Source organism: Methanoplanus endosymbiosus, assembly GCF_024662215.1.
GTDB classification, from domain to species: Archaea; Halobacteriota; Methanomicrobia; order Methanomicrobiales; family Methanomicrobiaceae; genus Methanoplanus; species Methanoplanus endosymbiosus.
The window spans coordinates 2,734,559-2,753,143 of record NZ_CP096115.1 but is presented as its reverse complement, the minus strand read 5'-3'; the positions used below and the strand labels follow the sequence as shown (position 1 = coordinate 2,753,143).

Sequence of the window (18,585 nt, the reverse complement as noted above, 5' to 3'; positions counted from 1 at the left end):
ATTTCAACCCCCCATATATTTTCTGGTAAAACTACAATTACGAAATATATATATGAGAACAAAGATGATGTCGCTTACATCCCCTTGGCTAAAGACCAAGGGGATTTACGCTAAATTTTTAAAATATCCGGCCTTAAAGGATTAGATCAGGACTACCTTCTAAACAACAGAGAATGACTCCTTTATCACCTCAATAAATACCTCAAAGAAGGAGTATTCCCTGAATCAGCAGGAACAGAGGAATATCTCCACAAAATGATTCTAACCTCTCATTACAATGATATCATTGCAAGAGATATAGCCTCCAGGTTTGGCGCAGATCACAGCATAACTGAAAGAATATCGTATTTCATGCTTACCAATACAACATCAGAATACTCATACAACAGCATTTCCAAAAATACAGGTGTAACTGTAGAAACGGCTGAAAAATATACAGGATACCTGTTAGACTCACTAATGATTCTACAACTGCCGTTATTCTCATACAGATTAAAAGTGCAGTATAAGCAGAATAAAAAAACATATGCGATAGATACCGGGCTTAGAAATGAAGTTTCATTCAGTTTCTCATCTGAAATTGAAAAAATTGCAGAAAATGCAGTATATATTGAGCTTAAAAGGAGAGGTCATGATATTTATTACTGGAAGGACAAAGGCGGATTTGAAGCTGACTTCCTGATAAAAGAAGGAATGGATATATCAAAAATTATTCAGGTCTGCTGGGACCCCAAAAATGATAAAACAAAATCCCGCGAAGAGAGATCAATTGTTAAGGCATGCACAGAATTTAACCTAAAAAGCGGACTGATTCTGACTGAAGACTACCAGAATACCACAGAAGCAGACGGTATAAAAATAGAATACTATCCGTTATGGAAATGGTTCTGCAAAATTTAGCCCGGATTTCCGGCAGGATACAATATAAGCAACAGTGCTTTACCAGTTCTGAATACATGAACATATTTGTTTTAAGTCTGCATTTTAGTATATCAAAGAGGTCATTGCCTGATTGTTTTCCAACAGAAAAAAACCGGGCAAATTAACACCCTGACCTACCATATTATCCAAGAACCAAGGACAATATAATTATAAACTGACAAATTCATCTTTTGTCAGAGAAGCCTGCTTTAGAATTGACAGGAGAGTGCCCCGGGGAATTGGATTTCTCTGCGGAACTATGACAAGAAGCTTTTTTCCACACTCATCAGTTTTATACAGTGCAATGTGACTCCCTTTACCACGACAGGGTGCTGCTTCAAAACCAGCTTTATTTAATTTTTTAATCACAGATTCGGATGACAACAGAGGAAGTCTGCTCATCCTTCAACCTCAATCAATGAAGTAAATTTATATTCTGAAGTTAGCGCAGGCTCTATATCTTCAATAATTCCAAGCTCACGGGCATTAACCAGATATAATTCTATTGCTTCTCTGATATTGTCAAGTGCTTCCTGAGGAGAATCCCCACAGCTTGCAACTTCCAGTTCCTGACACTTTGAAACATAAACACCATCTTCTTCCCAGATTGAAACTGTAAGACGCATTTTTTTCATATAAACTCTGTTACGTAATTATACTATTTAACTGAACCGACAATGAGATTTCTGTAAGTAATAACCATATTTGGAGCAACAAAATAGATACAATCACAGATATGGCACAAAATAAATATAATGGGGCAAATGCAACAAATATAAAGGACAAATATCCTGTCGTGAGATCTAAACACCGGACAATAGCTCCGGCTAAAATACAGCAAAAAAATTTCATAACCAAAATACAATATTGTAACAAACGGATATATTCTCAGAGATCTGAGACTTAAAATAGCAACAATAAAAGCAGATCAATAAACCGGGGAAATAATGACACCTGAGGAATCAATCACTGCAATATCTGCAGGCGAAGACAGCCATAGACAGTTTAAGCAGGATATAACCAATGCAGATGCCCTTGCAGCAGAGATGGCAGCCTTTGCCAACAGTGAAGGGGGAACGATATTTATTGGTGTTGCAGATGACGGAACAGTACCCGGACTGACCCTAAAGGATGTTGGAAGATTAAATCAGTTGATAAGCAATTCAGCTTCATATCATGTAAAAAGCCCGCTTAATGTCAGGACAGAGAATGTCCGTATGGAAAAGGACAGGATTGTAATAGTCCTTACGGTCCCAAAAGGCATAGATAAACCTTACTTTGATAAAAACGGAGTCATCTGGATAAAGACCGGGGCAGATAAAAGGCGTGTGAATACAAAAGAAGAACTATGCAGACTCTTTCAGAGTGCCGATCAGTTTCATGCAGATGAACTTCCAACCAAAGCAGGAACTGACAGAATTGACAGACTGCGTCTCAGGATGTTTCTTGAAAAAAAATATGGCATCCAGTATCCTGAATCTGATGACGATCTGCTCAGAATTCTCCAGAATATGAACCTTGCAACAGATTCCGGGAAACTAAACCTTGCAGGGGTTTTGCTATTCGCAGAAAATCCCGAATGGATTAAACCGGAATTCATAGTTAAAGGAGTGTGCTATCCCGGAAATGATGTCCATATCAGCAGTTATCATGATATGGAAGACTTCTCAGGGACACTTCCTGAGATATTTGAAAAGGCATTATCGTTTATCATGCGGAACCTGCATAAAATCCAGGCCGGAAGAGGTATTAATGCACCCGGAATACCTGAAGTCCCGGAGATTGTATTTGAAGAACTCCTGGTAAATGCACTTATTCACAGGGATTACTTCATCAGTGCTCCGGTCAGGATATTTATATTTGACAACAGAATTGAGATCATCAGCCCCGGAAATCTGCCCAAAAACCTCACTGTTGCAAAGATTAAAACCGGAAATTCCAATATCAGAAATCCGGTTCTGACATCATTTGCTGCGAAAGGGCTTTTACCTTACAGGGGTCTTGGCTCCGGGATAAAACGTGCAGTTGAAGAATGGCCTGACATAGATTTCACTGATGACCGTGAGGGCGGCCTCTTTAAAGTGATTATCCACAGGAAGTACAGCCGGGAGAGATAATATCCCTTAATTGCCCAAAAAAGGCAGGAGTATTCCGGATAAAACATTTATTACAACATTTGCAGGTGAAACAATCATGAATGTACCGCAATATATGATCGACAGAATTAAAGAGGAACTCGCCGGAAGAAAACCGATATTCTATACTCTTTCCGGTGCACACCTCTATGGCTTTCCATCAAAAGACTCGGATTATGACATCAGGGGCTGCCATATCCTAAGCCTAAAAGACATCTGCAGGCTCAAAGAAGAGCGTGATGTAATCGAAAAGATGGACGGTGAATTTGATTTTGTCTCATTTGACATAAAAAAAGAGCTTTTTCTCCTCCTAAAGAACAATTCAAACGTCCTTGAGCACATCTTTGCAAAACCCCTGACAGAAGGGCCTGAATTTAAGGAACTAAGGAGAATTGCAGAAAAATCTCTGAGCAAAAAGATATATGAACCCTATCATGGCCTTGCAGTGCACAATTATGAGAAATACATCCTCAGAAATTCAGGAGAAGGAAAGACATATGAAATGCACAATCCGGGTAAAACACACCTAAATCCGGATATAACATTCAGAACTCCGGGAAATGGCAAAGCAAACTCTACTGTAAAGAAATATCTCTACGTCTTAAGGAGCCAGATGGCCGGAATATATGCCCTTGAAATGGGAAAAATAGAACCTGACATCACCACACTAAACAGTCATTTCAGATTTTCGGTTGTAGACGACCTGATAGCCATAAAAAAATCCGGCAGTGAAAAAGAACTGCTTCACTCCGCAGAAGAAGCAGAATCATTAATATCAAAACTCTGGAAAGAACTTGACAGTGCACTGGAAAACTCACCCCTCCCAAAAAGACCTCCGGAAGAAGCATACAAAATGGCAGATGAATTCCTGCTTAAATGCCGGGGAGTCATATAGGTTTTTGCCGCGTATAACTCCCAATTACCTCAAAACGCCCAAAATTATTCCTAATCTACTCCAAAATATCTCTTCTTCTCATAAGAGGCAGTTTATGTTCCAGTGCATTTACCTGTCCTGGCAACATTACCTTTCAACGAACAGAATTATCACCCGGAATGCTGATTATCAATTATGAAGAAGGCCACTGCAAAGATAACCGGCAGGGTGTGTGATGTCGGTTACAGAAATATCGTGGATGATGCAGCTTACCAAAATAACATACACGGCTATGTAAAATACATTGATTTTCATCCGGACGGGTGCGTACCTGAAAAAGGTGATCCGGAATCAGGAATTAAGAAGCAGTCTAAAACCAAGTCTTCACACTATGATGAGAATGCGGAAAATAAGCCAGAAAAACGACATAACAAAATTCCGGGTAACAACAGCTACCCACATGCCGTTGAAGTCGTAGCTGAAGGAAAAGAATCAGACCTAAAAAAGTTTTTTGAGGATATAATAGTCAGAAAAAGACCAGTTTACGTCGAAGAAATAACTCAGAAATGGGAGGAGTCAGAAGGAAATCACTCATATTTTGAGCTGATCCGTGAAGATTTCTGTTATGAACTATATGAGGGCTTTAACAAAATTGCCATTATGGATGAAAAGATGGACTCAGCATGGCTTTGGTATAAGCATCTCATTGAAGAAGAATCAGATTTAACATCAGATCAGCCGGATAAGAGAGCATAAAAGAAGATGAATAGTTTTTGCACAACAAAATAAATCCCATAATAATAAGACAACATAACGCCAACAAAAGATAATCATGCTGTCTGGAGAACTTCTGGAGATAATAAAAAACGGAGAAAATTCCGGAGTGGAATTTAAGCGTGATGATGTAAGGCCGGAATCACTTGCAAAAGAGATAGCAGCCATGGCAAATTTTCAGGGCGGCCATGTAATTCTCGGAGTTGAGGACGACGGCAGTATTTCCGGGCTTAAAAGAGGAGATACCGAAGAGTGGGTTATGAATGTAATAAGCCGGAGAGTCCACCCGGTAATCCTTCCCTACTACGAGGAAATCACAGTCAATGGCAAAAGAGTGGCAGTCATTACGTTTCCCCCCGGAATTTCAAAGCCTTATGTTGTCCGTGAAGGTGGGAATGAGAAGATATTCATCCGTGTCGGCTCAACGTCACGTCCTGCAACAAGAGAGCAGCAGATGCGTCTGTTTGAACTTGGAGGAATACTTCATACGGAGACAATGCCTGTACCCGGCACTGATATGTCCTGCCTTGATAAGGTCCGTATCGTGAACTACCTAAAAGAGATTATCCATGATCCTGATATTCCACAGACAGAAGAAGAATGGCATTCAAGACTCCTGGGCCTTGGATTTCTGACTGAAGCATCCGGCAGCACATACTGCACAATTGCAGGCCTTGTTCTATTTGGTAAAACACCAAGAAAATATCTTAAACAGGCAGGGATTAGGGTCTTTGCCTTTAAAGGGAGAGATAAGGAATATGATGCACTGATGGATGATATTCTTGATGGCCCTCTTGTCGGCAGGTTTGATTTTGATGACTCCGGAAAAACACTCCTTGACCGTGGACTGATTGAAAGGTTTACAGAAGCCATAAAACCATTCATATCAAAAGAAGAACCCGGAATTGATGAAAATTTCCGGAGGACAAAACAATGGCTCTGGCCGTATGATGCAGTGCGTGAAGTGGTAATCAATGCACTGGCACACCGTGACTGGACACGCTTTGTAGAAATTGAGGTTGGGATATATTCAGACAGGTTTGAACTGATAAGCCCCGGAAGCCTCCCCAATTCAATGACAATAGAGAAGATGATTGCAGGTCAGAGGTCCCCACGAAATACCATAATTGTGGAAGTTTTAAGAGATTACGGCTATGTAGACTACCGTGGTATGGGTATCAGGACAAAGGTAATCCCGCTTATGAAAAAGATAAACGGAACTAAGCCTCTCTTTGAGAACACCGAGGATTACTTAAAGACAATATTATACAGGAAAAAAGAGTAACAACCACTATCCAAATCTCCACGGATTTATGATATTGGATTAATCTCTCATTCATTCGGAATTTCTTCTTCAATATAATGAGAAATCACAGTATCTATCTTTTCAGTAATGTCATCGTCCGGACTGCACCATCCAAAGTGGGGGCATCTGATGCAGTCAGGAGATACTCTTTTCGGGCAGCCATCAGGGTAAGGGTCAGGCACTGCATCAGGGTCATAATCATTATTCGGGACTTCTTCAAAAGAATCCAATAAATCATCATCTTCCAAAGATAAGTCATCCTTAAGCCTGTACATGTGCGGGTCCTTACAGGACGAGTACCGGAGATTGAGCATACAGTAGCCTTCCACAACAATATACGACCAGTTTTTTACTGAAGGGTAATCTTCATTATCACAAATATCATCACTGTCTTGACCCGGAAAATTCATATCTTATTTTTATCCGGCAGATTCAATTTCTTTGTGGTCAGGAAATATGATCAGAAAATTCCGCAATTCAGGCAATCGGGTCACACTGTTCAGTTGAACCGTTGTTTATATCAGCCATATTTATCAATCATTTCAAAGATGTCGTAAAACAAATACCCATCATCTTCAAGTAATGCCCTGTCAGCCTCACCCATACCATTTGCCACAATTCCGGATATATACCCTCTTTTTATTCCGGCCTCTGAAATTCCGGGGGTGAAATCTCCGGAAACGTTTGCCACCAAATCTCCGGAAACGACATTTCCGGACTTTTCCAGAGATAGAAAATCACCGGCAGAACCAAAGAATCCGGAAATCAGGCTTATCTTATTATCAAGCCTTTTAAGGACTGACATTGCATCTTCTGCCGTCATATCCCTGCTTTTTACTTCTAACGCAACCGGTATATTTGATTTATCAAGTGCAATAAAATCAATCTCATCTCCTCTTCTGTTCCACCAGCCACCCATCTTCTCATACTGCCCGGAGAAGCGGTTTAAGAGTAGTGTTCTGGCAAGATCTTCAAACAAAAGTCCGGAATAGGACTGCCATTCCCTGTGTACAAGGCTTTCTATGGTGCCTTCATCCCCATCCCTCATAAATATGCTCAGGTTTGGATATATGAAATATGCATAAAACCTGAAAAAATTATCTTTCAGTACATATCTGCCTTTTTTAGAACGGTTTGGATCATCAGTAGACGGAATTCTGTACTCAACAATGCCTAAGAGATTTATCAGATTATGCAGATAGACAGTAAGAGAACCGGGTGCTATATGCGTCATATCAGCAATCTCTTTCTGTGTTGATCTGCCCCTGGCAAGGGAAGATATAATCTCATAATATGTCGGGTGAAGACGGCCGAACTCTTCAACGAGAACATCCTTAACCTCATTTTTGAGTGGCCCGAATTCATCAAATACAAGATTTTTAAGTGCCGAATCAAAATCAGTGCAGCCATATTTTTCAGCCAGTCTGTAATAATATATCATCCCGCCAAAGAGAAGATACAGCTTTAACTTCTCTTCTCTTTTAATTATCCCGATATCATCCAGATAATTCCAGATCTCTTTAGGAGTAAAAGGCTTAATGGTCAGAATGTTATCTGCACGCTTAAAAAGCGGGGCACCTCCGTCAATAAATATCTTATTCATCATACCAACTGAAGATCCGGAGGCGATAATATACAGTCTGGACGATTCACCATCCATATCCCATTTATTCTGCAATTGCGTTATAAAAGCAGGATAAATATCATAAAATCTCTGGAATTCATCAAAGACAACAATCAGGTCCTCACCATAAGAAAAAAGAAAATCAAGAAGGTCCTCCGGCGAGTTAATTTTTACATAGACAGGAAGATCAAGAGTATCCCTGATCTGGTGATAAAAATCCTGAATAAGAATGTCAATTGTCTTATTGTTGTCAACAAAGAAATACAGGGATTTCTTATCGTTAATAAATTCCCTGATGAGTGAAGTCTTGCCAACCCTCCTTCTGCCATTAATGACAACCATGCCGGGAAGTTTATCATATAATTTCTGCAGAAGTTTTAGTTCTTTTTCTCTGCCGTAAAAAGCCACAATGATTATAGTTATAATCATTATAGATATAATTATTTTTCCACATATGAAACTCCGGGTTCACCAGTCAGAAATCTGAAGCAAAAAAAATCTCCGGATAAAACGGTCAAAAATGAACAGAAAAAAAATCAGTACGAATCAAAGTGTAAGTTATCATCTGCTTTTAAAGAGGTTACAATATTCTTCATTTGTCATTCCGGCCATTTTGATTATTCTTTTAAGAAGTCCTGGTCCCATTGTTTTACCGGTATGAACCGGAACTGAAAGATGAGAGCTGTTACCCTCTTTTATAAGTATGTAGTGGCTGCCTTCTATATGATTAATTTTCCAACCGGCTTTTTTCAGAGTCTGTATGTGCTTATCCCCTGACGCTCTTGGTAGTTTAGGCATGAATACTATTGGAATTATTAGATATATCCAGAGATATATTAACTATTTTGTCACTCTCTTTAACTTTGACTTTTTTTATTGCACATTTTAACCTTGATTTGAGACAGCCGATAATCGCCTCATTAAGATTTTCAATGGCTTCATCCGGAGTGTCTCCTTCAGTAATGCAGCCAGGGAGATCAGGACATTCGGCAATATATCCTCCTTCTTCATCCTTTTGAATAACAACATTAAATTTCATCTGAATAGACTATCCTGGTTAATATGATATATATTTATGTGTGTTACTGGTCGTTGTTTTAGCATACCCTAAGCAGAAATAAAGCAATTTCCGGCAAAAAAAAGAAAAATTTCAGTCCTTAAGACAGATATCAATAATCCTCTCAGAAGTCTTTCCATCACCAAAAGGATTCTGCCATAGTTTATTATCCGGACTTTCAGGCTTAGCTGAATCATCCGTCTCCCTGCAATCCACAAAATTAATCATTTCTTCAGCAGCCTCAACTATTCGCTTACTATCAGTTCCGGCCAGCACATTCCCCCCGCAGTCAACAGTCTCCGGCCTCTCGGTATTATCCCTGAGTGTCACACAGGGCACACCAAGAATGCATGACTCCTCCTGAAGACCACCGGAATCAGTCAGAATAAGCCTGGCATGTGCCTCAAGCTGAAGAAAGTCAAGATATCCGGCAGGCTTAATTATCCTTATCCCACCCGGACTGATTCCAAACTCCTTCATCATCTTCTCAGTCCGTGGGTGCATAGGAAAAATCACCGGCAGGGAGTATTGTTCAGATACAGCATTTATGCCATTAATTATACCAGACAACCGATCCCTGTCATCCACATTCTCTGCACGGTGTGCAGTTACAAGCAGATATTTTCCGGACTTAAGACCAAGAGTATTCATAATTTCAGATTTCTCATTCGAAATCTCACGATTCTGGTACACAGCATCAACAACCGTATTTCCGGCAACGAAGACCTTCTCATCCGGAATTCCTTCTGCAAGCAGGTTCTTCTCCGACTCACCCGTAGGGGCAAAGAGATAGTCTGAGATATGGTCAGCAACAACCCGGTTAATCTCCTCAGGCATTTTACGATCAAAACTCCGAAGTCCGGCCTCAACATGCCCGACTTTAATATGAAGCTTTGATGCAGCAAGTGCACCTGCCATTACCGTATTTGTATCACCCTGAACAAGAACCACATCAGGCCGCTCATCCATTAAAACACCTTCAATACCGGTGAGAATCTTTGCAGTCTGCCCTCCCTGTGTCCCGGAGCCAACATCAAGGTTATACTTCGGCTCAGGCAGATTCAAGTCCTCAAAAAAGGCCTTATCCATCTCAAACGAGTAATGCTGGCCCGAATGTATGACAAAATAATCAAGTCCCCTCTTCTCACATTCCCTTATAATCGGAGACATCTTAATAATCTCCGGTCTTGTGCCAAGAATAATACAGATCATTGATAACTTTTCGACTGAAAAATATAAAAATCCAATCCGGAATTCTGGAATAATATCCAGCTTAAACCGTGCAAAACTATTGGAACAAAAATGTTCCATGTGGAACAATAATGAACCAATTCAATTTGCCTTCGATGTTACATCAAAATATTGTCAAAAATGTATATAACTCAGACAATCACATGACGATTTGGGTAAATTATGATAACTATATGATATATTCCGGACAACATATAATTAGCATTCAAATAGTGTAATCAGCAATTTAAATAAAAAGCACTATAATATAAAATAAATGTGCCAATATCAAACAGAAATTCTAGATAATCAAAGAATTGCATCCATAGAATAAGGGAAAAATACCAACAATGAACGAAGACGAAAAACTTGACAACATAATAACAGCCTTCTCACCGGAGAGAATATTCAAAGACATAATTGTCATATTCATCTGGCTGATACTTGCAGTAATATTCATCTACACGCCGATTCTCAACCAGACTCCCTTAAGAGTTGTATTTGCACTCCCGGTAGTATTATTCATACCCGGATATGCACTAATTGCAGCACTATTTCCGGGCAACAAAGACATAGACGGCATAGAGAGAACTGCACTCTCATTCGGACTGTCAATTGCAGTTGTACCACTTATCGGACTGGGCCTGAACTACACTCCCTGGGGTATCAGACTTGACCCGATTGTAACTTCACTTGTGATCTTTACAACCGCGATGCTTGTAATTGCCCAGTACAGAAGGTCCATAATCCCGGATGAAGAGCAGTACCGTGTCCCCCTAAAGCCAATGATAGAAGAGGCAAAAGGAGAACTCTTCCCAAAAGAAAGCACAAAACTGGACAGGATACTCTCAATAGTCCTGATAATATCAATTATCGCTGCAATAGGAACGACCATCTTTGTAATAGTTGTTCCCAAAGAAGGCGAGAAGTTCACAGAATTCTATATACTTGGTGAAGAAGGTATGGCCGCCGATTACCCGACCAAATTCTATGCCAATACTGATCAGAATATTACCATAGGAGTCGGAAACCACGAATACAGGGATATAAATTATTTTGTTGAACTCTTCGCAGTAAACCAGACATTCAATGAGATAACCAACACATCAAAGATAAACACAATGGAGCTTCTGGGCCGAAAAGAGATAACAGTCGCAGACAACACCACAGAAGAATTTGACTACACCTTCAGCGTTAAAGATCCGGACGTCAACAAAATAGAGTTCCTCCTCTTTGCAGACTCATACCCAGACAGTTCAGTCACAAAGTTTGAGAGGATTAACGAGAGCTACAGGGATCTGCACCTATGGGTTGATGTGAGAGAACCAATAAAAACCGGATAAATATCCGGTTAATTTTCACTCGTAATATCCAATTCACAGGCATTTATCAGATAGAGATCAATTGCCTCCCTGATATTCTCAAGGGCCTCTTTTCGTGTATCACCACAACTGGCAACCTCTGGTTTTTTGCACCTTGCAACAAATACTCCGTCTTCTTCATAAACTAAAATATCATAATCCATATTCAACACCAAAGACTACGAAATTTTCAGAATTCCCCCACACCCTCACCATTATTTACAGCGCCCAGAACAACTTTCAACGAATTCTTCTCCTGAGTAATATGCAGTATAACAACGGGTTTCCCTAACCCCTTGCAGAGCACACAGGCAAAAAGACTGCATACCGGACATGGCGAGGCTGTGCAGCATTTAGGAGACTCCTCACGAATCGTCCGGCAGGCATCCTTAAGCATAAAATCCTCAACAGTAATCTCATAGTCATCCCCTGCCTGCTTTGCAGTAACCTTTCCGGCAATCCTCAGATGGTCCACAAAAACATTCCCTAAAATCTCAGAATAGACATCAGGTGTCAGCTCATCCGGAATTACAAAGCCATAATCATCACACAGTGCCTCATACAGTGAAGAGCAGGCCGGCCTGACAGAAATTCCGGCAGACTCACCAGAAACCCTGAATACATCAGAACCGCCCTCAGGATATCCCTTAAAGGCAGCAACCGGACTGAACTGGACAAAACCATCTTCAGACGGGATAAAATGTGCATCACCATGCACCCTCAGATCAGCAAAAATCCTGGACAGATTAACCGAAGCATCCGGATACAGCATAGCCGCCATACCTGGCACAATCCCTTCATCCTTCGTAAAGGTCGCAAAGACAACACCTGAAAGGAACAAAACAACGGAGAGTACAATCATCATAGACGAGGTCATATCGCCCCTGTCTGTTAAAAGCCCCAAAACGAGCATTACAAGGGATGAAACTACAAGAACAACCGCCGCGTAAAAGTATGAATTAAGCCCGCCGGAAGACGAAAACCAGCCTGAAAGAAAATCCTTTCTTCTGCCGGATTTCTTCTTAATATCACCCATAACCTGATTAAACATACCGGAAATATCACCAGTCAAACCCATAATTAATCACTCCTCTTAATTTTCTTTCCGGCATTATGCTCAGTAAAAATCCCGGCAGCAAATATTGCAGACAACACCCCTCCGGCAAATACCGTAAAGAGATAAATATTCAAAAACCCGGCCATCAGATACCCAACTGCAAGAAAGAGAAAAATTCCGGCTGAAAAAACTATAATATCCCTTCTCTTTCCTACATTCATAAAAATATAATATAATCCGAGGGCAAATTCCATAAAAAAACCATAGAGCATACCTGACTCTGCAAGTGAGAATACAAAAGGCTGCCCGGCAAGAATCACAAAAAAAGGACAGACAATGCCGGAATAATACTTACTCCGCATATAAAATACCAGACCTGCAAAAACCGCCAGTGTCAGCAGAGGATATATCAGATTTTCTGAAAGATATGCAGACAACACAAAGATAAGTACAGAAATCCCGATAATCCCGTGATCAGCATAATCCCTTGATATAATATTCATAATGCCTCCAGAATATCGAATTTAAACTGCCTGAGATTCCTGAGATTCTCCTCAAACCCAACATCTTTCGGAATGCAGCAATGAGTTTTTATACCTCTCTTAGATGCAGCCTTTGCAATAACCCCGATATGGCTCAGATCACCAGTCCCTCCGGTCATTATCTTAATCCCCCCCGGATTATTTTTCTCAAAGATAGCAAAGATCTCCTCCTCAAAAGAATATGCCCTCTCATACCCGGAAAATGCAGATTTAACTTCAGAATACCTATCAGTCAGATCGCCCCGGATATTACCTGTCCTGTACCTGTACATATGGACATCCCGAACAGACGGGCCGATATCATTTAGAATATTCTTAACCGGAACTGCACCTGACCTGATCCTGCGTATGCCAACAAGGTTGCAGCCGGAAATTCTGACCAGAACTTTGTCCCTGTAATCTCCGGATGAGATAACTGAGCCGACAACACCTTTTAATGGTTCAATATCCCGGCCATATTCCTCAACATCAGGAAGGTCCACAATGAACATATCACCCTCACCCTCAATTCCGGTATATTCCCGGATAAAGAGTTTGCCCTGCTTTGCAGAGACCTTCCAGTCAATGCTTCTCATATCATCGGTGTATGTATATTCGCGGAAATCCCTGATACCGGAACCCTTAATGGGGAGAATTCTGTCAACCTCCTTCCCGCCAAAGAGACGGGATTTGGCATCCGAAAATTTAAGCGAGGGAAATACCGTTATGTCATCACGCCCGCCTTCAGGAATTAAAATTCCGGCTGAAAAGAAAAACCCGCCAAGATTAAGCCTTATCCCTGCCGGAGAGATGCTGCCGTGTGCAAGGCATGTGACATTATATCTGACAGAGCCTGAACCTTTTATCTCACAGGTATTACTGCCCGTAAACATCTCAGTTCCTGCCGGAATAACATCCTCTGCTGTTATATCAAAGGGATAATCTCCAGGAACAGTAACACTGGCAGAGATCTCCACAACCTCACCGCGGCGGACAAACTTCTTATCAAGACTGCGGTTTATTTCAGCAGCCAATGCAGCCCTCTTCAGATTTAAGAGAATATAGTGATAATTTAAGAGCAGAATTCCGGAAATAAAAAATCCGGCAATGGTGTAATTAAAATCCCGGAAGAAAACACCTGCCGCAGCTAAGATAACTGCCGACAGTATAACCGTCAGTCCGGGATTTTTAATTCTCACACTCAGGGCACCTCTATAGTTCCGAGTATCTGATCAACGACATCAGCCGTGGTTATACTGCTGATCTCAGATTCATATCTGAGAATAATTCTGTGCTGAAGTACACGGTGGGCAACTGCCTTGACATCATCCGGAGTGACATATGTCCGCCCGTTTATCGCTGCAAGGGCTTTAGAACCCCTTAGAAGTGCAATTGAACCTCTCGAACTTGCACCAAGCCTGACATCCCCATGTTTCCGGGTGGCAATAACAATGTCACGGATATATCCAAGAACAGGCGGTTCCACATTGATCTCCCTTACAGCTTTTGTGCCCCTGTCGATCTTTTCAGCAGATAATAGTGGCTGTACTTTCTCTGAGATATAACTCCAGTTAAGAGAGCCTTTATGCTCACGTGAGATTATCTCAAGTTCGTCATCCGCATTAAGATACTTTGAATTGATTGAGAACATAAATCTGTCCTTCTGCGCCTCAATGAGCGGGAATGTTCCCTCCTGTTCAAAGGGATTCTGTGTGGCAATTGTAAAGAAGGGTTTATTGAGCTTTACACCGCGGCCGTCAACAGTGACCTGCCTCTCACTCATCGCCTCAATAAATGCACTCTGACTCCGTGGCGGAAGGCGGTTTATCTCATCAATGAGCAGAATATTGGTAAATACAGGCCCTCTCTTAAACTCGAACTCATTCTCCCTCTGGTTCCAGATCCTGATACCGATAATATCTGACGGCTGGGTATCAACCGCACACTGAAGCCTTCTGCTCTCACATCCAAGCATGATGGAGACGAGTTTTACAATCGTTGTTTTGGCTGTGCCCGGCACACCCTCAATTAAGACATGGCCATCGCTTAAAACTCCGATAAGTATAGTCTCAACAAGGTTCTGGTTGCCTACAATATATGAACCTGTGATGTCCCGGATCTGATCGCAGACAGATGCAAGATCTTTTATTCCTTCTTCTATTGATTCTTTATTCATTTCTCTCTCCTTACAAGGGCAAATATGGTGAGCAGTGCCACAATAATTATGACAGATATTTTTATAAAATCTGTGTTTTTTAGTCCGCTCAGTATTCCGGAGAGGCCGTCAGCAGATGCTGCGGCAGAGTGCCTGTACTCAACAAGCAGATTATCTGACAGACCCATAATATTCTGAATAAATCTGTCATTATCTCTCAGTCTCTTGTATCCATACATCCGGTTGATAAAAAGACTGGAATCAGACAACAGATAAACCTGTCCGGCTTCATCCCGCACCATCACTGATCTCTTACCAAGAGGTTCTGAAGCTTCTGCCTTCCCGTTTCCGTTTGTATCAATCCAGGAGAGAAAAGACGATCTCATCAGGCTCACTCCCCCGTATGCAACCGACGGACTGTTCAGCGCCACACTTTCAACTCCGGCTGTAACCCTGTCTTCTTTATAAGGGTAGCAGATGATGAAACGTTTGTTATTATACTCCATATCAACACTGGACAGATTTGCAGGAGTAACACTTATTCCGGTTCCAAGGATGCCAAGCAGAGTATTGGAATTTCCCGGTTCGTCCGATATAAAGATCTTATTCCCATCCCTTATAAATCTCATAAGGGCAGTTATCTCAGACGATGTGAATCTGCCGTCCGGCTCTATCATCAGGAGGGTGCTGTTCTTCCTGCCGTATAATGATGAGTAATCAGTTATAATCTCAGAACCTGCATCGTCATAAAACTGCGATGTCCCGTTCCAGTTGTAGTTGTACCGGCTGAAGTCATTGTCATTGCCTGAAAAATGGATATCGACAATTAAGAGAGCTACAATTAAAAGACCGAAAAATACAATATGCCATGCTTTCATAACCACTCATCTCCTGCATACTTCATCAGATAATCATCAAGACTGTGATTGCCGGAAATTTCCTCAAAGAGATGGTAAACTGACCATTCATCTCCTTTACCATATATGCCCTGATATACCAGTTTCTCATACAGTCTGACAAAGGAAGTTATTTCACTGTCATGACCTTCCGGAAGTCTCCTTAAAAATTCATTTACTGTCATCGACTTTTTGTAGGTAATCGTATTTTTCTCAGCAAGTGCCTCAAAGAGTATTGTAAGAATGAAGTGATATCCCGCAGAGTATCCGCCATCTGAAAGCAGATCCATGTAATGCTTTTTGATGCCGGAATCATTCACAGACACCGGCTTTACAACATCAGGACTCTCCGGTTCGCCTTCCACTCCATTCTCCTCTGAAGCAGTCTCCCTGCGCAGTTTTGACATTGCTATCCTGGGCATTTTTGGGAGCTTTTTTCTGCGGTTGAGGATATAATATCCTGCATAGCCTAAAATTACAGAGAATAAAAGGGCAACCAGAATAACTTCCACTGAAAATGTACCGGGGACATGGACATTTACCTCCGGACTTGTGGTCTTTTCAACCGGATAGGAGGGATCATCAAAGACAACTTTTATTTCATTGTCTCCTTCTTTAAGGGTAAGGTTGGCGCTGAATTCACCATCGTCCTCTGTGACCGCCTCTGCAACTTTAGTGTCTCCTGAGAGGATACTGATAGCTGCTCCGGCTATAGGTTTACCTCCGGCAGTTAAATTTCCGGTGCAGACATATCTGTTCTTATCTCCGGATTCATCTTTGGAATCAGAAATATCAAAGTTAAGTCTGTTCGGAATGCTTTTGACTTCAAATTCCAGGACATCGGAATATGAGATCCCTGTCTTTGAATAGACCGTATGCTTTCCGGCCTTAATCTTATTTATCAGATACCCATAGAGATATCTTCCGCCGGCTGTAACGCCTGTACTGCCGGCCTTCTTACTGTCTATGAAGATCTCAATTACCTTGTTATCTGATACCCGCTCCACATCTCCGGATATATTGAGCATGTCTCCGTAATATACGATTTCAGATGACAGTTCAATAGTAACTGACTCCTGACGGGGCAGTTGTGCCGGCGTTGGAGTTGCTGTAGGTATTGCGGTAGGAGTTGGCGTAGGAGTTGCACTCTCACCGGGTGCCAGAGTACGAATCGCAGTAGGAATTGGCGTAGGAGTTGCACTCTCACCGGGAGCCAGAGTACGAATCGCAGTAGGAGTTGCCGTAGGAGTTGCACTCTCACCGGGAGCCAGAGTACGAATCGCAGTAGGAGTTGCCGTAGGAGTTGCACTCTCACCGGGAGCCAGAGTACGAATCGCAGTAGGAGTTGCCGTAGGAGTTGCACTCTCACCGGGAGCCAGAGTACGAATCGCAGTAGGAGTTGCCGTAGGAGTTGCACTCTCACCGGGAGCCAGAGTACGAATCGCAGTAGGAGTTGCCGTAGGAGTTGCAGTCTGCCTGGGAGTAGGAGTAGGTGTTGGTGTTAACTCAGGAGATGGCAGATCGGAAACAGGTTCATCATCACTGCCAATCTCATGAATAGTTTTTGAACTCTCCTCAAGACGGGATGTTTCAACTTCATACTTCTTTGAAGACTCAGTCAGCTTTTTAGTGCTGTTTTCAAGCCTTGCTGTATTAATGCCCATCTTCTTCTTTAAAGCCTCAATCTCATAAGTGACAGAATATAACTTACTGGAATCACCGGACTCCCGGTACTGGATCTGAAGTGTCTTTAAATCCTCCAGCAGTTCTGAATCCTGCACAGTCTCCTTTAAGGCTTCAAGCTGATCCTTATTATTACGCCGAAACTCCTCGATCTCAGAGTCATCCATATCAAGATTGATTATAAGATTGTCATACCTTGAGGCAAGACGTGCATACTCCTCTAAGTCCTCCATTGCATCATCAAGATTTTTAATCTTAAGATTTATGACGATGGAGTCGGAGAGATCAATAAAATCCTGCATCATGTCAAAGACATTTGCAGACTCCTCCCTTGAAATCTGTCTCAGTGCATCCGGATTATTATGCATATCTGTTCCGGGAATATCCTTTGGGGTGAAGAGTTCAGCAGAGTCAACAGTACTTAACAGAACAGATATGAAAACGAGAGCAAGCACGGCAAGCAGAAGTGCAGAGAAATACCTCTTCATCTGCTTATTATCTCCAGAACCTTAAACGCAACAATCAGCCCAAACACTCCAACCCCTGCCGAGATAACAATCTTCAGATTTTTGATATATGACGTGCTCAGATACGGTGAGTCAATCAGTTCAATAATAACAAGAATGCCAATCAGCCAGAGCACAAAAAGGATCTCAACATTCAGTATATTTGCGAGGGCCATAAAAATTACCACTATGGCCAGCCAGACAGACAGAACCAAAAGAGTCAGTTTCTTCTTATCGCCCCACATCAATAATTAATATTTGTATTTGTATGTTTAAAGCCATTTTGTCTTGTGTCTTTGCCGGCATTACAGAAATATAAAGAGTTTAACGGATAAATAACCACCACAAACGGAATAAAACAGGAATTCAACAAAAACCATAAGAACCGGAATTAAGTGCACTATTGAGAAGAGATTTAAATCTACAAATTAAAATATTTTCATGCAAAAAAGAAATACATTACTTATTCTTGCACTTTTATTATC

21 protein-coding genes and 1 pseudogene are annotated in these 18,585 nt (G+C 41.4%); 7 read left to right on the top strand and 15 right to left on the bottom strand.

Annotated elements, in window-relative coordinates:
* Positions 1 to 246: 246 nt before the first annotated feature.
* Positions 247 to 498, top strand: a pseudogene (locus L6E24_RS14860) (DUF8612 domain-containing protein); the annotation flags it as partial.
* Complete coding sequence (locus L6E24_RS14855; RefSeq protein WP_505481590.1) at positions 499 to 900, top strand: DUF4143 domain-containing protein; 402 nt, start codon at positions 499 to 501, stop codon at positions 898 to 900. It abuts the pseudogene before it with no gap.
* A gap of 189 nt (positions 901 to 1,089) precedes the next feature.
* On the opposite strand, the gene L6E24_RS12760 is transcribed toward L6E24_RS14855, so the two are convergent.
* Together L6E24_RS12760 and L6E24_RS12755 are read right to left on the bottom strand one after the other, a co-directional pair.
* Positions 1,090 to 1,323, bottom strand: a complete 234-nt coding sequence (locus L6E24_RS12760; RefSeq protein ID WP_257742352.1) for a type II toxin-antitoxin system HicA family toxin — start codon at positions 1,321 to 1,323, stop codon at positions 1,090 to 1,092.
* The gene (locus L6E24_RS12755) at positions 1,320 to 1,556 is read right to left on the bottom strand and encodes a type II toxin-antitoxin system HicB family antitoxin (protein ID WP_257742351.1); all 237 of its coding nucleotides are present in this window, start codon (positions 1,554 to 1,556) and stop codon (positions 1,320 to 1,322) included. Before L6E24_RS12755 ends, L6E24_RS12760 begins: the two co-directional genes overlap by 4 nt.
* Positions 1,557 to 1,868: 312 nt before the next feature.
* Between L6E24_RS12755 and L6E24_RS12750 the strand changes: the two genes are divergently transcribed.
* The 4 genes from L6E24_RS12750 to L6E24_RS12735 all read left to right on the top strand — a co-directional run bounded on the left by L6E24_RS12750 (position 1,869) and on the right by L6E24_RS12735 (position 5,989).
* Positions 1,869 to 3,038 (top strand): RNA/DNA-binding domain-containing protein, encoded by a 1,170-nt coding sequence (locus tag L6E24_RS12750; protein ID WP_257742350.1) that lies wholly within the window; start codon positions 1,869 to 1,871, stop codon positions 3,036 to 3,038.
* Positions 3,039 to 3,114: 76 nt separating this feature from the next.
* Positions 3,115 to 3,951 (top strand): nucleotidyltransferase domain-containing protein, encoded by an 837-nt coding sequence (locus L6E24_RS12745; protein ID WP_257742349.1) that lies wholly within the window; start codon positions 3,115 to 3,117, stop codon positions 3,949 to 3,951.
* 174 nt (positions 3,952 to 4,125) lie between these two features.
* Positions 4,126 to 4,686: an acylphosphatase gene (locus tag L6E24_RS12740; RefSeq protein WP_257742348.1), complete on the top strand. Its 561-nt coding sequence runs from the start codon at positions 4,126 to 4,128 to the stop codon at positions 4,684 to 4,686.
* A gap of 76 nt (positions 4,687 to 4,762) precedes the next feature.
* Positions 4,763 to 5,989: an RNA-binding domain-containing protein gene (locus L6E24_RS12735; protein ID WP_257742347.1), complete on the top strand. Its 1,227-nt coding sequence runs from the start codon at positions 4,763 to 4,765 to the stop codon at positions 5,987 to 5,989.
* Positions 5,990 to 6,036: 47 nt separating this feature from the next.
* On the opposite strand, the gene L6E24_RS12730 is transcribed toward L6E24_RS12735, so the two are convergent.
* The 5 genes from L6E24_RS12730 to wecB form a co-directional block, all read right to left on the bottom strand.
* Positions 6,037 to 6,420: a hypothetical protein gene (locus tag L6E24_RS12730; protein ID WP_257742346.1), complete on the bottom strand. Its 384-nt coding sequence runs from the start codon at positions 6,418 to 6,420 to the stop codon at positions 6,037 to 6,039.
* Between the two features lie 110 nt (positions 6,421 to 6,530).
* Positions 6,531 to 8,063 carry an ATP-binding protein gene (locus L6E24_RS12725; RefSeq protein ID WP_257742345.1) on the bottom strand — a complete coding sequence of 511 codons (1,533 nt, stop codon included), beginning with the start codon at positions 8,061 to 8,063 and terminating at the stop codon, positions 6,531 to 6,533.
* A gap of 132 nt (positions 8,064 to 8,195) precedes the next feature.
* On the bottom strand, positions 8,196 to 8,432 hold the full coding sequence (locus L6E24_RS12720) for a type II toxin-antitoxin system HicA family toxin (protein ID WP_257742344.1): 237 nt from the start codon (positions 8,430 to 8,432) through the stop codon (positions 8,196 to 8,198).
* On the bottom strand, positions 8,425 to 8,673 hold the full coding sequence (locus tag L6E24_RS12715; RefSeq protein ID WP_257742343.1) for a type II toxin-antitoxin system HicB family antitoxin: 249 nt from the start codon (positions 8,671 to 8,673) through the stop codon (positions 8,425 to 8,427). Before L6E24_RS12715 ends, L6E24_RS12720 begins: the two co-directional genes overlap by 8 nt.
* 111 nt (positions 8,674 to 8,784) lie before the next feature.
* Entirely contained in the window at positions 8,785 to 9,903 is a 1,119-nt protein-coding gene (gene wecB, locus L6E24_RS12710; protein WP_257742342.1) for a non-hydrolyzing UDP-N-acetylglucosamine 2-epimerase, read from the bottom strand.
* A gap of 368 nt (positions 9,904 to 10,271) precedes the next feature.
* Here wecB and L6E24_RS12705 point away from each other — a divergent pair, with 368 nt between their 5' ends.
* Positions 10,272 to 11,264 carry a DUF1616 domain-containing protein gene (locus tag L6E24_RS12705; protein WP_257742341.1) on the top strand — a complete coding sequence of 331 codons (993 nt, stop codon included), beginning with the start codon at positions 10,272 to 10,274 and terminating at the stop codon, positions 11,262 to 11,264.
* Between the two features lie 8 nt (positions 11,265 to 11,272).
* Here the strand turns inward: L6E24_RS12705 and L6E24_RS12700 are convergent, their stop codons facing one another.
* The 8 genes from L6E24_RS12700 to L6E24_RS12665 are packed head-to-tail and all read right to left on the bottom strand — an operon-like array spanning position 11,273 to position 18,345.
* On the bottom strand, positions 11,273 to 11,446 hold the full coding sequence (locus tag L6E24_RS12700; RefSeq protein WP_257742340.1) for a type II toxin-antitoxin system HicB family antitoxin: 174 nt from the start codon (positions 11,444 to 11,446) through the stop codon (positions 11,273 to 11,275).
* 26 nt (positions 11,447 to 11,472) lie between these two features.
* Entirely contained in the window at positions 11,473 to 12,360 is an 888-nt protein-coding gene (locus L6E24_RS12695) for a DUF7982 domain-containing protein (protein WP_257742339.1), read from the bottom strand.
* Between the two features lie 2 nt (positions 12,361 to 12,362).
* Positions 12,363 to 12,842, bottom strand: coding sequence for a hypothetical protein (locus L6E24_RS12690; RefSeq protein WP_257742338.1), 480 nt, complete (start codon positions 12,840 to 12,842; stop codon positions 12,363 to 12,365).
* Positions 12,839 to 14,059, bottom strand: coding sequence for a DUF58 domain-containing protein (locus tag L6E24_RS12685; protein ID WP_257742337.1), 1,221 nt, complete (start codon positions 14,057 to 14,059; stop codon positions 12,839 to 12,841). The genes L6E24_RS12690 and L6E24_RS12685 overlap by 4 nt, the downstream gene beginning before the upstream one ends.
* Positions 14,060 to 14,061: 2 nt before the next feature.
* Positions 14,062 to 15,036 (bottom strand): AAA family ATPase, encoded by a 975-nt coding sequence (locus L6E24_RS12680; protein WP_257742336.1) that lies wholly within the window; start codon positions 15,034 to 15,036, stop codon positions 14,062 to 14,064.
* On the bottom strand, positions 15,033 to 15,893 hold the full coding sequence (locus tag L6E24_RS12675; protein ID WP_257742335.1) for a DUF4350 domain-containing protein: 861 nt from the start codon (positions 15,891 to 15,893) through the stop codon (positions 15,033 to 15,035). The genes L6E24_RS12680 and L6E24_RS12675 overlap by 4 nt, the downstream gene beginning before the upstream one ends.
* The gene (locus L6E24_RS12670; protein WP_257744067.1) at positions 15,890 to 18,082 is read right to left on the bottom strand and encodes a hypothetical protein; all 2,193 of its coding nucleotides are present in this window, start codon (positions 18,080 to 18,082) and stop codon (positions 15,890 to 15,892) included. The genes L6E24_RS12675 and L6E24_RS12670 overlap by 4 nt, the downstream gene beginning before the upstream one ends.
* Positions 18,079 to 18,345 (bottom strand): DUF8044 family membrane protein, encoded by a 267-nt coding sequence (locus L6E24_RS12665; protein ID WP_257742334.1) that lies wholly within the window; start codon positions 18,343 to 18,345, stop codon positions 18,079 to 18,081. Before L6E24_RS12665 ends, L6E24_RS12670 begins: the two co-directional genes overlap by 4 nt.
* Positions 18,346 to 18,585: the final 240 nt, after the last annotated feature.

Bases quoted from the DNA above. Each gene is read 5' to 3' on its own strand.
- L6E24_RS12760 (WP_257742352.1), bottom strand. From the start codon at position 1,323: ATGAGCAGACTTCCTCTGTTGTCATCCGAATCTGTGATTAAAAAATTA.
- L6E24_RS12715 (WP_257742343.1), bottom strand. From the start codon at position 8,673: ATGAAATTTAATGTTGTTATTCAAAAGGATGAAGAAGGAGGATATATT.
- L6E24_RS12700 (WP_257742340.1), bottom strand. From the start codon at position 11,446: ATGGATTATGATATTTTAGTTTATGAAGAAGACGGAGTATTTGTTGCA.
- L6E24_RS12670 (WP_257744067.1), bottom strand. From the start codon at position 18,082: ATGAAGAGGTATTTCTCTGCACTTCTGCTTGCCGTGCTTGCTCTCGTT.
- L6E24_RS12705 (WP_257742341.1), top strand. From the start codon at position 10,272: ATGAACGAAGACGAAAAACTTGACAACATAATAACAGCCTTCTCACCG.
- L6E24_RS12725 (WP_257742345.1), bottom strand. From the start codon at position 8,063: ATGATTATAACTATAATCATTGTGGCTTTTTACGGCAGAGAAAAAGAA.
- L6E24_RS12680 (WP_257742336.1), bottom strand. From the start codon at position 15,036: ATGAATAAAGAATCAATAGAAGAAGGAATAAAAGATCTTGCATCTGTC.
- L6E24_RS12695 (WP_257742339.1), bottom strand. From the start codon at position 12,360: ATGGGTTTGACTGGTGATATTTCCGGTATGTTTAATCAGGTTATGGGT.
- L6E24_RS12735 (WP_257742347.1), top strand. From the start codon at position 4,763: ATGCTGTCTGGAGAACTTCTGGAGATAATAAAAAACGGAGAAAATTCC.
- L6E24_RS12730 (WP_257742346.1), bottom strand. From the start codon at position 6,420: ATGAATTTTCCGGGTCAAGACAGTGATGATATTTGTGATAATGAAGAT.
- L6E24_RS12675 (WP_257742335.1), bottom strand. From the start codon at position 15,893: ATGAAAGCATGGCATATTGTATTTTTCGGTCTTTTAATTGTAGCTCTC.
- L6E24_RS12755 (WP_257742351.1), bottom strand. From the start codon at position 1,556: ATGAAAAAAATGCGTCTTACAGTTTCAATCTGGGAAGAAGATGGTGTT.
- L6E24_RS12745 (WP_257742349.1), top strand. From the start codon at position 3,115: ATGAATGTACCGCAATATATGATCGACAGAATTAAAGAGGAACTCGCC.
- L6E24_RS12750 (WP_257742350.1), top strand. From the start codon at position 1,869: ATGACACCTGAGGAATCAATCACTGCAATATCTGCAGGCGAAGACAGC.
- L6E24_RS12690 (WP_257742338.1), bottom strand. From the start codon at position 12,842: ATGAATATTATATCAAGGGATTATGCTGATCACGGGATTATCGGGATT.
- L6E24_RS12665 (WP_257742334.1), bottom strand. From the start codon at position 18,345: ATGTGGGGCGATAAGAAGAAACTGACTCTTTTGGTTCTGTCTGTCTGG.
- L6E24_RS12740 (WP_257742348.1), top strand. From the start codon at position 4,126: ATGAAGAAGGCCACTGCAAAGATAACCGGCAGGGTGTGTGATGTCGGT.
- L6E24_RS12720 (WP_257742344.1), bottom strand. From the start codon at position 8,432: ATGCCTAAACTACCAAGAGCGTCAGGGGATAAGCACATACAGACTCTG.
- wecB (WP_257742342.1), bottom strand. From the start codon at position 9,903: ATGATCTGTATTATTCTTGGCACAAGACCGGAGATTATTAAGATGTCT.